The following is a 14,534-nucleotide window of genomic DNA, read 5'->3' as shown; positions in this document are numbered from 1 at the left end:
GTCTCGTCGAACTTGTCCATGGAGCTCGTTCGCAGTACCACTGAGTTTTCGAGACAGCCGGTATTCCGGGAGACCGTCAAGAAGCTGGCGTCAGCCGAGAACCTCGTTCTGTACTGCGGTGCCGGCGTCACGATCGACTTCACCGGGCTGGACTGGGGTGCGCTGAACTCGAAGCTCTTCGAAGGTCTGATCGCGGGATTGCCGCGAGAGGAAGAGGCAAAGCGACTGCTCGGCGTTCTCGGCCCGATTGGGCTCTCATCGATACTCGAGGAGGCCTACGCGAGGGCGAAGAACGGCGATGCCGCCGTAGGACGCAAGGTCCGCCATGATCGAATGCGAGATCTCCTGTATCGCACCGACCACTGGCAGACGGGGCGACTCGCTGACTCCATATGCCGCCTGTCGGTCGCGTTCTTGAGGCGCGGGAGGAGCGTGACGATCCTGACCACGAACCAGGACACCTTCCTCGAGATCACCTTCAAGAAGTACATCGACGAGGCTATCGCCGACGGACATGCGCTGAACCTGCCACCCGAGCCGCATATCACCGTGCTCGGAGAAGAGCCTGCTCAGGCCTCTGAGCCGGCGAGCACGAACCAGCTGAAGGTCGTCTACCTGCACGGTCGGATCCCAGATCATGGCGAAGGCGAGGTCCAGGGGTTCGTCCCAAACGGCGAGGTCGACTTCTCGACACGTCATGAGATCGTGCGCGACGAGATCCTGAGACACCTTCGCGACCAGGAGGGTGCCTTCGTCGCCGTGGGCACGAGCCTGCGGGATCAGCCGATCATCGAAGCACTCGCACTAGATCGCGACGGCACGATGGACAAGTCCTGTCTGATCCCCGTGCCCTTTGGGGAGCTGTCGATCGACACCGCCGAGGCCCAGGAGCGGCTCTTGACGTTCCTGCAGTTTCGCGCCTCGCACCTCGGGTTCACGTTCGTCTTTCCCGACTTCTACTCTCAGTACCCGCAGTTCTTCCAGGAGGTGGTGTCCGAGCTCAATCACCCAGGCGGGTTGAGCCACGGTGGACGCCTCGACCTCTGGGAGAAGACATGGCGGGAGGGCAAGTTCGCCAGTGATCCGTCACACGCGCACGCCTCGACTGCCGATCTACTGGCAGCGGTCAGGGCTGAGCTGAACGGCGCGAAGAGCTCGTATGCCGCGCCCGCAGAGGAGCGATTCCGACTTGAGGTCTGGCGACGAGATCCCGGCAAGCGGCGTCTCGTGCTTCACGCCCAGTCGTCTGGAGAAATTCGGGATCCCGACGTTGCCCGCTTCGCGGAGATTGCTCATTACTCCGGGAACTGCTCCGTCGATTCCTTCATCGCGGGTCGCCCTCTGCTCAAGCGTGCCGATGACTACGAGCGTTCACGCAAGGACCAGCGGCCGTGGAATCCGAGATGGAAGCACTACCTGTCGGTGCCGATCGCCATTCCATACAAGAACGGTGTCGTGTCAGTCGGGGTGCTCACCCTGACCACCATGTCGGAGGACTCGACCCTGACGTTGGTGCGGGACGGCTTTCCCCACATCCTGCTCTCGATCTGTACGAAGATGCGGTCGTACGGGGCCCAGTTCCTGGGCATCGACGAGGACACCGCCGTGACCACGCCCGCCGACTCAGTGTCGCTGGAGACGCAGGCTATCGACATCGTCACGAGCTTCGGGATCGGTTCGTCGACGGATCGGTGAAATTACACGGACCCGAGCCACGCCGCAGATCGCCCCGTGCATTACCTCACCGGGAGGGTCGCCCCCGCCATGGACGTGCTCGTCGCAGTCGAGCAGATCGCTGAGGAGTACAGGGCGACGTCACTCGCTCACAACCTAGTCCTCGCGTAGTCCGACGTGGATCCAGCCTGCCGCCGATCGCTGAGGCGAACCCGGCGTCTCGCGGAGGCAGATGACAGGGCGGTCTGGAGTTGCAGCCAAGCCCCCGCGGGCGTGCCAGAGGAGGCAGTCGTGTCCCCGACTCGAGCCGCGAATGTTGGGGGGCAGGTGAGCGGAGGCCACCGACCAGCTGATCGGGGGCCTCCGCGGTCGGCATCTAGAACGTGATGTGGATCAGGTAGGCGCGTGTGCCCGGGGTTGCGCTGGAGATCGGTGCATCGTCAGACGCGGACCAGTTCCACCCCTTGTCGATGTAGTCGTTTTCCTTCTGAGTCACGAGAAGCGTCCCGTCCGCGGCCACGCCGGTCACAACCGCGACGTGATCGATGACTCCGGGCGACACGCCGCCCCAGTCGTACATGATGAGATCGCCGAGCTCGGCGCCGGGGTTCTTCGAGCCGAGCGAGACTTCCGCGATCGTGGCGATCTTGCGCTCCTTGACGAGGTAGTTCTTCAGGAAGTCCGCGCTCGCCCAGCGCTTCGTCGGGCCGACCTTGCCCTGCAGTCGGTACAGCAGCTTGCTCGCCTGATCCGACTTCGTGGTGCTCTCCGGAGTCCACTTGCTCTCCGTGTTGATCCCGCCGGCCTCCAGGACTGCCGAAGCGAAATACGTGCACTTCGGGATGACGCCGACGTTCAGGTTCGTGTAGTTGCCGCGAGCGTAGTCCACGGCAGCCTGACGGTTGTAGGACGACTTCGAAGACGGTCCCTGACTACCGGAGTCGCAGCGCGGGACACCCGGGGTCCATCCGTCGGCTCCCGTCTCGACGAACGAGTTCGGCACATACGTGCCGTCGCTCAGCCTCTCCCAGATCTTGCTGGTCCCGGCATCGCTGGTGACGGAGTCGCCCGTGGTCTCGCACGCGACGGCGACCCATGCGCCGTCGGGAAGCGCAGCTCCGACCTTCGAGGCGGTCATGCTCGGGGCGGAGCGAGGGTAGATTCCGATCCCCGTGAATGCGATCTGAAACTGGCTGTCGGCTCGTGCCGGACTGACATTCACCACCGTCAGGCCTGCGGTGAGGATCAGCGTCATCATGAGGGCGATGAGGGCTGTGGGGCGGCGAATTGCAGCTGTGGTTACGTTCAACTGTCGTCCCTTTCGATGCGGAGCCGGTCGGCTCACTTGAATCCTTCCCTACGCGAACCTACGGTGGAAGGTGAGCATGGACGGTCCTGGTGACGGATTCATACGGATAGGGTGAAGCTGTGTTTGAAGCGCCGTGGGAGAAGTTCAGGGCGGCGCTGGTGACGCAGATGAGTCGCGCTCCGGCGATCACCGTCGCCGAGCTCACTCGCCGCCTGAACGAAACCCATCCCGACATCACCGCCGAGCAGATCTCGAACTGGCGGCGCGGTAGATCACGCCCCGACCTGACGTTGTTGAACGACATCGTCCAGGCGATGAACAGGGATCGGCCGGACGACTCGTTGCGACCGTTCTCGATCCAGACGCTCCTCGAGGACATGTCTGTCGTCCCGCGCGGGCCTGTCAGCGATGACCTTTTCGGCACCGCTTACCGGCTGACCAAGCTGCAGCTTCGCCTTGAGGATGCGGAGGTGGAGCTGAGCACCTCCGGCCGCCGCGGCGGCGCCGCGAAGATCGTTCAGCGGGCGATCGACACTCAGGACTGGGCGGTCGCGGTCACGCCTGCGATGGAAGGTCCCAGTCCCCAGACACGCATGCACGTGGCAGACCGGCTCACCATCGTTAGGGTGGGCGGCGAGCCCACCTCGACCAATGCTGCAGCAGACATCTGGGCCGACAAGCGGATGAAGCAGGCGATCCGTGGCACGTATGCCGTGCCGTCGACCGCGGGTCGGGACGTGCGCTGGAATAAGCCGCCCGCGCACGCGATCGGCAAGCCGACGCAATGGTCGATCTCGTACATCAGCTCGCCCAGGAGTGCAGTCGCCGCCGTTCCATGGGAGGGTTTACGGTCCCTGGCATTCGTCGCGACGTCCCAGACGAGCTGGGTCAAGAACGTAGCATCCTTGGTAGCTCTCGCCCTCGGCTATGGGTTCACGACGACGTCGGACGTGGCTATGGCCGCGACGGGTCGCGCGATCGACAGGACCACGCACACCGCTCGCGCCTCGGCACACAGATTCCTGATCAGCAGACTCCCGGAGCGAAGAATCTGGGCGCACTACGGCCTGCCCGACGAGGACGACCGCGGCTTCGGTCACCATCGTCGGCCCGACCCCGCTACTGCTCCGAGATTCGTGTTCCTCGACGAATCCGATGATCGTCTCGCTCATGCTCCGGACGAGGTCGACGAGCTGAAGGAAGCTCGTTCGATCTATCGGTCTCAAGCGGCCACGTTCCCCGACACTGTCCTCCAGATCCCGTGCGAATACGTCGAGGAGCGGACCGAACGTTGGGCCCAAGCATTCGACCATGCGCTCGCGACGCTCGAGTGGCTTCGTGACGGGCCGCATCCTGTTGTCTTCCCGGATTCCAAGCTCGGGGCGATCCATGAACAGGTCCGCGCCCGCGAATCCGCGATCGCGATACCAGCGCTCAAGTGGTTTGCCGACCGAGGGTGGCCCAAGTAGTGGGCGGACGGTCCGACTTCGGCCTGGGTACACGACCATGCTTCCCTGTGTCGAGCGGCAGCGTCTCAACGCGTCGAGGGTTCCTGGCCATAGCCCGGCCGGCGGGGCTGTGGGTGGTCGTGCCGCGGGTGATCTGGTGCTGCTCGCCCCTGCCCGACTGGGACCGGGTCGCCTGTTCGGTGATCGCGGTGGCGGACGGGAACGTCCACCCCTGCCCCACCACGCGACCCGCGGGACCGCGGGAGATGCTGGCGAGCTTCGGCCCTCCCAGATACGCCACGGACGCGAGCTCCTGGCGGCGGTGTAGGTCGGGTTGGCGACGTTCTGTCCGCTGGCCTTGACCTGCGTGATCTTCCCGTCCACGTGGTAGGTGTCATCGGTGAACACGGTCGTTTGTCCGACGGCTTTGGTGGAGCTGGAGGTGAGCCGGCTGGTGAGCGCCTGGTAGGTGTTCGTCCTGACGGTGTCTCACACGTCGGTGCACTTCGTCACCCGACCGAGCAGACCCGTCTCGGTGGTGAGCGTGGACCAGTTCGGGGACCCGGCGACCGGGCCGTCCAGGACCTGCGCCCCGTGCCCCGGTGGTGAGGACGGTGCAGGTGGTGGTGACGGTGCGGGTGGCGATGGTGGGGCCGCCGATGGTCTGACCGGTGATGCGCCCGCGGGTGACGAACGTGGTGCAGGACCAGGCCGTGTCGCCGGCGGTCTAGGCGCCGACGACGCGGCCCCACACGTCGTACGCGTAGTCAGTGGCCACGCGGGTGTGGGGCCGATGGCGGAATTCACGGCCCCGGACTGGGGGGTGTCGGTCGGGATGCCGCACACCGCGGGCGCGGTCTCGAGGTCGGCCGTGGTAGGCGGTGCTGATTTCGGCGGCAGAGACGGTGGTTGCCGTGGTGATCGCCGCGGGGAGTGCCCGTCCTTCGCGGCGCAGCCATCCGGCCGCGCCGGGGTGATCACGTCGTTCAACCAGACGCGGACGCCGTCGTCGCTGTTGGTCTGGTGCCAGTGCTGATGTTCGTCCCGCGGTACCGGACGATCTCGTCGCCGGTCTTCACGGTGCCGTCGAAACGAACGTGCGTGATCGCGATTGCTATGGTCTTCCTCTTCTGCGTGGGAGGGGTGAGTTGAGAAAGGTGTGCGGGACGTGTGCGTCGCTCACGTCCCGCACACCGGCTCAGCAGGAGGTGGACAAGGCGCTCACGCAGCTGGTCACGCTGAAGGTGCTCGCGAACAGCACGTCCTGCTTCTGGCCGTCGGCGCGGTCAAGCGACTGAAGGGAGAGGAGGTACCCCATACATCTCACCTCCTCCACTCGGTCGAGCTGCGGGCAGCAGCGGCTGGTCCTCGACTCCGAACGGCGTGAGGAAGGGAAGGAAAGTGCGATTGTCGTCCGTGCCGCGCGCCACGTGTTCATAGTCGATCAAAGTGGCCAGCACTCCGGCGGCGCCAGTCGCGAGATCGCAGGAGGCGCGCAGCAGACCGTTGCCCACGAACCGGAGTTCGTCGCCGCGTCGCAGTTGATGCAGCCGCAAAGCGGACACGTGATCATGAACCGCTGCCGATGTAGTCACGGTAGCAAGCTCGGTCCGACCGACAGCGAGGAGGAACTGGATGAGGCCGGCCCGGCCCTGGAACAGCCCGCTCTGGATAGTGAAAGGCGTGGACGCGGCGCGCACGATGCCGTCGAGGATCTCCAAGTAACGGCTGTTGCCGGGAAGATGGTCGAGGAGTTGTGCGATTACCAACCCGATTCCCGCGGAGCCGTTGCCGAGGTAGGGGAGCAGCCGCCATCCCTCGTCGACGTGCAATGAGCCGTCTGGGGCCGCGCGGAGTGAGCGGAGGTCGTACTCGATCGCCTCGGTCGCGAGCCTCAGATGCTCTGAATCTCCGGTGATCTCGTGCAGCCGCAGTGCGAACAGCGCGGTGCCTGTAGCGCCGTGCAACAGCCCGCCCCTGCCGGTGACGACGTGGGAGGACGGTTCCGCGTCCTGCCACCGTTCCTTGAGGCGAGTCGCGATGTCGACCACGGGCTTAGCCAGGTGAGGCTGAACGCCGCTTTCGGCGAGGAGTGTCAGGCCGACGCCAGGTAGCCCGCCATATAGGTCAAAGCCGAGCCGGTCAAGTGAGACGCTCGACAACCGCGCGAGGTGCCGGTCGGCGGCCGCGGCATGTCCCAACTGGCGGTATGCCCACACTGCGCCGGCAATTCCGTCGAACAGGCCGAACCGTCTCGGGGATTCCGACCTCGCCTCTGCTGCGTCTACCCACGCGTGATGCTGCGCGAGGCCGGCAACTCCCGCGTGATGCAGCGCAGTGAGTACACCGAGTGCGCCGTGCGCCAGGCTGCCGACCGGTTCACTGAACTGTGCTGGATCGCCCGGCCAAAGCCGGTCCTGCCGGTCAAGTGTCGCATCGGCGAGCAGCGTCTGGGTGAGGGCTGCGATCGTGGTGAGCGGAGTGGTGGCGGTCGGCGACGTCTGGGGCGCGGCCTGCCCGAGTAGCGGCTTTCTGCGTGCGAGCGTCGAGAGTCGGTCGTTCGCCCACGAGGAGTCGAGGTCGAACTGGTTCGCCGCTTCAGCGACGAGCTCGCCGGCCTTCGCCGGGTCGACCTGCATCAGAGGTACCAAGGGGACGAACATGGACAGCTCGATGCACGCGAGGGCGTAGAGGTCCTGATCGGCGGCGTTCCTGCCGTCGGTCGCGACGAACCCGGCGGCACCGATGACCGACGGCTGCGCGTCGTCGATCGGCCGGGACATCTCGAGGTCGATCAAGACGACTGTGGCGTCGTCGTTCACGAGAACGTTGCCGGGGTGCAGGTCACCATGCACCTGGCCGGTGGCGTGCAGATCCGCTACCGCTTGTCGCAAAGAACTTGCGACGGCGACTGCCCAGTCCCGGTATGCGCGGCGCGCAGCCATTGAAACGTCAGAGCTGACAAGCGGATTGCGGGCGACGACGGCGGCGTGCAGCGACGGAGCGTCGATCCGTTCCATTGCGAGGTATGCATGGTCGTACGCGCTGAACGCCGTGATCGCCACCGGCACCGGGACATGTTCGCTCAGCGACTGCAGCAACACTGTTTCGTCGTGCAATCGCTGCACTGCGTCACGCCCGTCTGGGGTCCAACCGACATGTGGGCGGGCCTCCTTCAGGATCACCCGCCGGCCGTCGAGCTCGGCTTCGTACACGCCGCCTGCGTTCGAGAACTGCAGCGCACCCTGCACTTGCGGAAACTGGTCCGGTGGCGCCGACCCCAGCTGATCGAGTTCCGCTTGGAGGAAAGCGGGAATCTGCACCCAGGGCGGGACATGAAAGGAGGTCGAGCGGACGTCGGGGACGAGAGTGCCGGTGTGGAGATCGCGCACGGCGGGCACGTCGACCCCGTTGTCGCTCACGAACTGCCGTGTGAAGGCGCCGTAGCGCACGTACACGGGACCCTTCTTCCAGCGCAGGTCAGTGAGCACGTAGGGTCCGGGCAACCCCGCGAGGGCTGCGTCCAGTTCGGTCAGGTGCGACTCGAGATCGTCAGGGAAGGTCGGGTAGACGGTGAGGAACTTCCCGGAGACGCGGCGGTCGCCGTCCTTGCTGAGTGTGGCTCGCAGTATTCGGTGGTCCCGTAGGAACTTGAAGGGGAGCCTGGTTCGATGGCAGTACAGCGACACGGCCGCCAGGACGGCTTCTGCCGTCCCCGGGGTGGCGCTCACGTGAATCTTCCACCCCTGCTCGGGGACAGTGACGTCGGGGGGCGTGCAGAACGACCAGGAGTCGTCACGGGTTTGCGTCCAGGTGACCCAGGACGCGGTTGCGGCGGGAGCGAACTGCTCACCTGCCGTCACGCCGCGGCGGTGCGGCCGGTCGTAGAAGAGCGGGTCGGATGCTGCGTGCAGCGGGTAGGTTGCGTCCACAATCCCCATCAATGTCGGCGCGGAAGGTGCACGACATTCTGTGTACGGATGCGGACGACCGATTACCTGAGCCCGGGCGGTCCACGCACGCGCGGGTCAACGCGCAACCGCTGATTGACGCGGCCCGAGCGCGCGCCGCGGGGTGTGACCCGCCTGCTGGCCGCGATCTTTCACCCCGAAAGTTCACTCAAATGAGTGAATCAGTGTCGCGATCCAGATGGTTGCGGGCGCCCCACAGCGCGAGTTGGGTGCGGTCTTCCACGCCCGCCTTCTTCAGCGCGGACTGCATCTGAGACCGAACGGTGTGCACGGACACCTGGAGGCGTTCGGCGATCTGCTCGTTGCTCGTGGTGCCGCTCGACAGCACCGCAACCACGCGCCGCTCGGCTGCCGACAATCGTGCGACCTCTTCGGAATTCGCGGCGCCGCGCCGAACGAACTCGCGCAAGACGGGTGCGGTGACCACGCCGGAAAGGAGGGCTTCGCCGCGCATCGCGGCCCGGATCGCCGTCAATAGCTGATCTGTATCGTGGCTCTTGAGCAGATATCCGCTGGCGCCGGCGTCCAGGGCGTCCGTCACGTAACTGTCCAGCGCAAACGACGTCATCACGATGACGGCGATCGGTGCCTCGGTCGTCGACCGTGCAAGTTCGCGCGTCGCCTCCACGCCCGTCAGCTCCGGCATCTGAAGATCCATGAGCACGACGTCGGCCCGCTCTCGGCGTGCCACGGTGACAGCATCCACCCCGTTGCCGACCTCGCCGATAACCTGCACGCCTCCGGCGGACTCGAGTTGGAGGCGTAGGCCCTTCCGCACCGAGCGGTTGTCGTCGGCGATCAGGACGCGGATCGGAGTGGGGCGAACGGTCATTGTCTCAATCTCAGTCTGGTTGGGCGACGGGGATCACGAACCGGACCACCCAGCCGCCCTCTGGAGTCGTTCCGAACACCAGTGTGCCCCGCAGGAGATCGATGCGTTCGCGCATCCCACTGAGTCCCCACCCCAGCCCCAGGCCTGCGATGGGAGCAGTCCCGGATGGCGGCGACCCATTCGTGATGGCGACTTCGAGACGGTCCGGTCGCGCGTTGATGTCCACGTCGACGGCTGAACCGGGCGCGTGTTTGGCGGCATTGGTCACAGCTTCCTGCGTGCACCGGTAGGCGGTCGCCGAGACGACAGCGGGGAGCTCCTCCACCGGCCCCGATGCGGCCAACTGGATCGTCATCCCCCGCTTGTGCCAGTACTCGATGAGCCCCTTCGCCTGCCGCAGGTCTCGTGTGGTCTCCCGGGGCTCCGTGCCTACGGCCCTGAGGTCGGTGAGAGCGCCCGCCAGGCTTGCGGCGGCGAAGCGGCCTTCGTTGCGCACTTCTTCGACGAGGCGCAGCGCTTCTTCAGGGCGCGCGGGCGCGATCGCGAGTGCGCCGTCGGCGAGGGTGATCAGGCCAGCGAGGTGCTGTCCGGCCACATCGTGGAGTTCCTGTGCGATTCGTGCCCTCTCCTTCCGCTCTGCCTCCTCGACGCGGTCGTCGTGCTCCCGCTTGGCGGTCTCCGCCTGGATACGAGCGAGGTTCACACGCCGGGTCTGTACTCCCCACCATGCGCCGAGCGCGGTTGCTGCGATCGCAGGCGCCGTGAGCCGCATTGCCTCCGTCGTGACGAAACCGGCGGCAACATTAGGCGTCAAACCAATCGCCAGCGCCCACAGGAACAAGGCGCCCGTGACGACCAGCACGACACCCACCAGCCAGACGATTGACACGGTGAGCGACTTCCGTGTCGCGAGTAGGAACATCGCCAGGGCGATCACCAGGTACATGCCGATGAGCCATCCCGGCACCGACAACCCCGCCGCGAGGCCGATGTAGGTAACGGTGGTGATCACCACCGTCGCCTCCGGCCAGCGGTCCGCCAAGAGGAAGGCGCTGGCCTGCGCGGCGCACCCCAGCACGAGCAGGGAGAACAGCACCGGGGCGGAGACTGGGAGCGTCCACTCGATTCCCCCCTGGACGAGCACCGCCAGAGGCTCCGCAAGAACCTGAATCGTGGTGGTCACGAAGACAATCGATGCGAGGACGAGGGCAGATCGTCGCGTGCCGAGGATCCGAGTGACGTTTGCCGGCAGCTCGGCAGCGGCATCAGACGGGCTCACGCCGATGGCTGGTGATATGTCGGTCGCGGTCACTCACACGACACTAGTTGTCGACATCGATGCAAGGTGAGGAGCGCCACCTTGCTAGGGCACCGCGCACCAGCGATGGACCCGCCCGCTGCTGCTGATCTCGTCCGAATGAATGAACTTTGTCGACTGATGTTCGGCCTCGGTGGGATGAATTAGCTCCATCTGGCGGCGCGCACGACACCAAGATTTCACGGCAGCAAGGTTTGACCTGTGCTTTCTAGCGGCGCACAGGGCTCACCGGGCGGGCAAATCGCAACCCGCCTCGAGGTGTGGGTCGCCTCGTGGCGTACAGACGCTCAGGTGACGAGTCATGCGCGGTGACAGCGTGGTGGACGGCTGCGGCGATGAGAGTGTGCGCTGCCTGTTGCGTGGCCTCCGGGTTGCCGGAGCTGCCCTCCAACGAGGGCTTCCCCGGTGCAGGGACACGACAGACCCAACTCGGGCGCCGCGGATGTCGCAGCCGAACAGATCGTCCCACCGCGCCGATGAAAGGAATTGACCATGAGTTCCATCGCTGACCGGTTCGTCAAGAAGTCCACCCACAACACAGGCGGGAAGCAGGTGCGCCTCCGGCTGGTGTACGTCGACTTCTGGTCGGCGCTGAAGCTCTCCTTCCTCGCCGCCATCGCCATCTCCATTGTCTCGGTAGTCGGTCTCGTGCTCCTCTACCTCGTGGTGCGAGCGACGGACACCTTCGCTGAGGTCGACGCAGTCGTGGCGGGACTATCCGACGGAAGCATCCTGTTGTCGCGGTTCCTGAGGCTGCCGCAGGTCCTGTCGTTCGCCGCGATCGTGGCCATCTTGAATCTCGTCGTTTTCACAGTCCTCGGCGCTGTCCTCGCCAACATTTACAACCTCGCCGTCAAGGTGACCGGAGGGTTCCCGGTGGGCTTCACTTCGAGTTGAGCGCCGTACAGCCCGCTGGTCTTGACATGTGTGCAGCCGCGAGAAGAACCGTGAACCACGGCATAGACCTCGCTCACCAGACTTCACCGCAATCCGGAGTGATCCGGCCGGAATCGGGAGCCCTTCCTTCCTCGGCGGCCCTAGTTCATTTGAATGAATTGTGAGCGTCGATCCAGGCGGCTACACGCAAGCCTACGCGCACCCATCCGGGATCGCCCCGCCCGGGATTTCCTAGGCGCGAACTGCCGTCGCTGCCCGGACTGCGTTCGCGGGTCGTGTCGCAGGAAGGCGTCACCGGTCGTTTCCTCGCGCACGAGCGTCTGACCTGCAACTCAATGCTCAACTACGTTCCCGAACAGTGCACCACGCAGAACCAGACCGACCACATCCCCGAAAGGAACTCCGGAAATGTCCGATATGCAGCGCACACAGAAGAAGCCACGGCGTCGAATCGGCGCGATCATCGCAGCGGCAAGCTTGCTGGCAGCAGGTCTCCTTGGTGTTACGTCGCCGGCCCAGGCGGCGTCATCCGACTGCGGGTCGGGCCGCGCCTGCGCCTGGTCTGGGTACGACTACGGTGTTGACGGCTTCTGGGGCTGGACGTCCTGGCAATACTGTTACAACGACTTCACCGGTGGCTCGCTGTCGAATGACAAGGCTTCATCCTTCTACAACAACGGCAATGCGCAGGTTGCGCGGATGTATCAGTACCTGAATGCGGGCGGCCCGTACATCAGCCGTCCGATCAAGTCAGGCTATCCAGACCTCAACACCGTAAGCTTCAACGATCGTGCGACCTCCGGGTACTTCTATAACTACATCGGGAGCGCCGGGACTTCGTTTTGCAATTGAGGGGAACATCGCGCGTGGGGTTGCTGACAGGCGGATCTCGATACGTGCTGGCGGCGGCGCTGAGCACCGTTGCCGCCCTCGCCTTGACGTCCTGTAGCGCTAGTGAAGGCGAAGATGGCGCGTCCAGTGAGCCGACTCAGCTCGTTCAAAAGAATCAGCAGCAATGGGCGATGCCTTTGGATGAATTTGCCGTCGCCTCGATGGAGTTGGGGAACTACGCCGAGCAACTCCTGCTGGGGAAGTGCCTGAACAACAAGGGGTACCAATGGGACGTCCCTTGGCAGAATACCGATTTCAAGCCGCCAGCGAACTTCAATCGAGTCGGCATCAAGCTCTTCGACGTGGAAACCGCTCAACAGTGGGGCTACGGCCTCGCGCCTCCCGCCGACGAAGAGTCCTCGGAGAGGTGGACTGAGTTCACCCAGTTCGCGGACGCCTACCATCCCGACGCGAAGTTCGAGGACGAGTTCCTATCGTGTCTACAGGAGGTGCGAGACCCGGACACGATGAGGGATGCGGAACAGCTTGACTACATCATGAGTTTGAAGATCCAGGCCACGGACGTCGCAAGATCGGACCCTGTCGCCCGGGAAGCCGCGAAGAAATGGAAGCAGTGCGTCGCCGACCAGTACAGCTTCGATGTCCCGAACGTTCCGCAGGAGATGCCGCCCGCATCGCTCATGGAACAGTTCGGACTAAGCGGGTCCGCGCGTGTCGTGGCGTCGGCTGGAGAGATCGATATCGCGGTCGCTGACGCGAAGTGTCAGGAATCGAGTGGATACGCGGCCGCCCGCTATCAGGCGGAATGGGACGCAGAGGTTGAACTGCTGGTCGAGAACCGGGACAAGCTGGAACGGATTCGAGCAGAAGCCCTGGCGCATCGCGAGGAGTTGTTGACGGTCGTCGCATCGAATGCTCCGCGTTCATGAGAGCCGGGGGAACCCTCGGTTGCCGGGGTGCGGCGGCGCCAAGGGGGTTCTGAAGCTTGCGTGATGAATCGGATGAGCTGCTCGCAGCCGCGCCCCGGGAGTCGCGCCAGCGACGTGTCCGATGGTTGCTTGGGATCGCCGTGGTGGTCGGTGCGATTGTCGGGGGCTGGTGGCTGGCATCGTTCTTCCAGTCATCTGACCAGCGAGAGGCGAACGCGGCGGCACCGTCACCGTCGCCGATAGTCGCGACCGTGACTTCTGGGACACTCGAGTCGCAGAGTTCATTTGCCGGACAGGTCGAGGCCTCAACCCAACTTGCGTTGACATTCACGCCGCCGGCGGAGGCAACGGTGGCTGTCGTCACGGGGCGCCCTCTCGAAGTGGGCGCGACCCTGAACGACGGGGACATACTGACTGAGGTGAACGGCCGTCCGGTATTCACGGTGGCCTCACCGTTCGCCTTCTATCGAGACATCGGTCCCGGAGACTCCGGCCCGGACGTCATCGCTCTCCAGACGACGCTCGCGCACCGCGGGTATGGGGTGAGCGCCGACGGCGTATTTGGTGCTCGAACCGATCAGGCTGTGCGGGCCTGGTATCGAGACAGCGGGTACAACGCTCCTACTCGAGCGCCCTCCCTGCCCGATGCAGATGCGGCGTCCGAAAGGGGCGATGGCACCGCTGCGCCAGCTGAGGTCGCGTACGTTCCAGTGTCAGAACTGCAGGGCATTAACTCACTGCCTATCTCCGTGGTACGTGGCATCGCGGTAGGTGATCCCGTGGGCGTGGAAGGAACATCCGACGTCATGCTCGGGTCTCCGGAGAAGGTCGTCGTCGTCGCAGCAGACCCTACGCAAATGGCCGACATCGCTGAGGGGGATGTGGCGACGATCGCCATCGATTCGACCGAGGTCGAAGCGCGTGTGAGCGGGCTCGCCCCACGCTCGACGGAAGAGGAGGGCTCCGTCGGCGATGGCGACAACTCGTCTGCGGAGGACGCCGCTCGGGCAACGGTGTCGTCGTTCACTGTCACGCCGACCACCCCGCTCGTCGACCTGGCACCGGGTACCCCAGTGCGCGTGCTCATCACACGCCACATCGTTTCCGAGGAAGCGCTCCTGGTCCCGGTCATTGCAGTGACGGACCGGGGCGCGCAGAACAACGTCATCCTTGTGCGCAGGAGTGACGGAAGTTTCGTCGAGGTTGGCGTGACTGTGCTCGGAGCCTTGGACGGACAGGCTGCTGTCGCTCCCGACGAGGACGGCGCAGTGAGCGTCGGAGACGAAGTGAAGGTCGGCTAGGTT

At 64.9% G+C, this 14,534-nt stretch carries 10 protein-coding genes; 6 read left to right on the top strand and 4 right to left on the bottom strand.

Annotation, left to right across the window (positions count from 1 at the left end; translation table 11 throughout):
- Window positions 1–18: 18 nt before the first annotated feature.
- Entirely contained in the window at window positions 19–1,695 is a 1,677-nt protein-coding gene (locus JNB61_RS10325) for a hypothetical protein (RefSeq protein ID WP_220339563.1), read from the top strand.
- Window positions 1,696–2,050: 355 nt separating this feature from the next.
- Here JNB61_RS10325 and JNB61_RS10320 read toward each other — a convergent pair whose 3' ends face one another.
- Window positions 2,051–2,932, bottom strand: a complete 882-nt coding sequence (locus JNB61_RS10320; RefSeq protein WP_220339562.1) for an amidase domain-containing protein — start codon at window positions 2,930–2,932, stop codon at window positions 2,051–2,053.
- 170 nt (window positions 2,933–3,102) lie between these two features.
- Here JNB61_RS10320 and JNB61_RS10315 point away from each other — a divergent pair, with 170 nt between their 5' ends.
- Window positions 3,103–4,452, top strand: a complete 1,350-nt coding sequence (locus JNB61_RS10315; protein WP_220339561.1) for a hypothetical protein — start codon at window positions 3,103–3,105, stop codon at window positions 4,450–4,452.
- A gap of 1,265 nt (window positions 4,453–5,717) precedes the next feature.
- Here JNB61_RS10315 and lanKC read toward each other — a convergent pair.
- From lanKC to JNB61_RS20480, 3 genes are all read right to left on the bottom strand, one after another.
- A complete protein-coding gene (gene lanKC, locus JNB61_RS10310; RefSeq protein ID WP_220339560.1) occupies window positions 5,718–8,363 on the bottom strand; it encodes a class III lanthionine synthetase LanKC in 2,646 nt (881 codons plus the stop codon).
- Window positions 8,364–8,550: 187 nt separating this feature from the next.
- Window positions 8,551–9,234, bottom strand: coding sequence for a response regulator transcription factor (locus JNB61_RS10305; RefSeq protein WP_220339559.1), 684 nt, complete (start codon window positions 9,232–9,234; stop codon window positions 8,551–8,553).
- Window positions 9,235–9,244: 10 nt separating this feature from the next.
- Window positions 9,245–10,546: a sensor histidine kinase gene (locus JNB61_RS20480; RefSeq protein ID WP_220339558.1), complete on the bottom strand. Its 1,302-nt coding sequence runs from the start codon at window positions 10,544–10,546 to the stop codon at window positions 9,245–9,247.
- 498 nt (window positions 10,547–11,044) lie between these two features.
- Here JNB61_RS20480 and JNB61_RS10295 point away from each other — a divergent pair, with 498 nt between their 5' ends.
- From JNB61_RS10295 to JNB61_RS10280, 4 genes are all read left to right on the top strand, one after another.
- Entirely contained in the window at window positions 11,045–11,449 is a 405-nt protein-coding gene (locus JNB61_RS10295; RefSeq protein ID WP_220339557.1) for a DUF3566 domain-containing protein, read from the top strand.
- A gap of 408 nt (window positions 11,450–11,857) precedes the next feature.
- Complete coding sequence (locus JNB61_RS10290; protein ID WP_220339556.1) at window positions 11,858–12,301, top strand: peptidase inhibitor family I36 protein; 444 nt, start codon at window positions 11,858–11,860, stop codon at window positions 12,299–12,301.
- A 14-nt stretch (window positions 12,302–12,315) separates the two neighbouring features.
- Complete coding sequence (locus JNB61_RS10285) at window positions 12,316–13,230, top strand: hypothetical protein (protein ID WP_220339555.1); 915 nt, start codon at window positions 12,316–12,318, stop codon at window positions 13,228–13,230.
- A 350-nt stretch (window positions 13,231–13,580) separates the two neighbouring features.
- Window positions 13,581–14,531 carry a peptidoglycan-binding domain-containing protein gene (locus JNB61_RS10280; protein ID WP_220339554.1) on the top strand — a complete coding sequence of 317 codons (951 nt, stop codon included), beginning with the start codon at window positions 13,581–13,583 and terminating at the stop codon, window positions 14,529–14,531.
- Window positions 14,532–14,534: the final 3 nt, after the last annotated feature.

The organism is Microbacterium ureisolvens, assembly GCF_019511645.1.
Taxonomy (GTDB): domain Bacteria; phylum Actinomycetota; class Actinomycetes; order Actinomycetales; family Microbacteriaceae; genus Microbacterium; species Microbacterium ureisolvens_A.
This window is presented reverse-complemented; position numbering and strand designations above follow the sequence as displayed.

Bases quoted from the DNA above. Each gene is read 5' to 3' on its own strand.
- JNB61_RS10325 (WP_220339563.1), top strand. From the start codon at position 19: ATGGAGCTCGTTCGCAGTACCACTGAGTTTTCGAGACAGCCGGTATTC.
- JNB61_RS10295 (WP_220339557.1), top strand. From the start codon at position 11,045: ATGAGTTCCATCGCTGACCGGTTCGTCAAGAAGTCCACCCACAACACA.
- JNB61_RS10305 (WP_220339559.1), bottom strand. From the start codon at position 9,234: ATGACCGTTCGCCCCACTCCGATCCGCGTCCTGATCGCCGACGACAAC.
- JNB61_RS10290 (WP_220339556.1), top strand. From the start codon at position 11,858: ATGTCCGATATGCAGCGCACACAGAAGAAGCCACGGCGTCGAATCGGC.
- JNB61_RS10320 (WP_220339562.1), bottom strand. From the start codon at position 2,932: ATGATGACGCTGATCCTCACCGCAGGCCTGACGGTGGTGAATGTCAGT.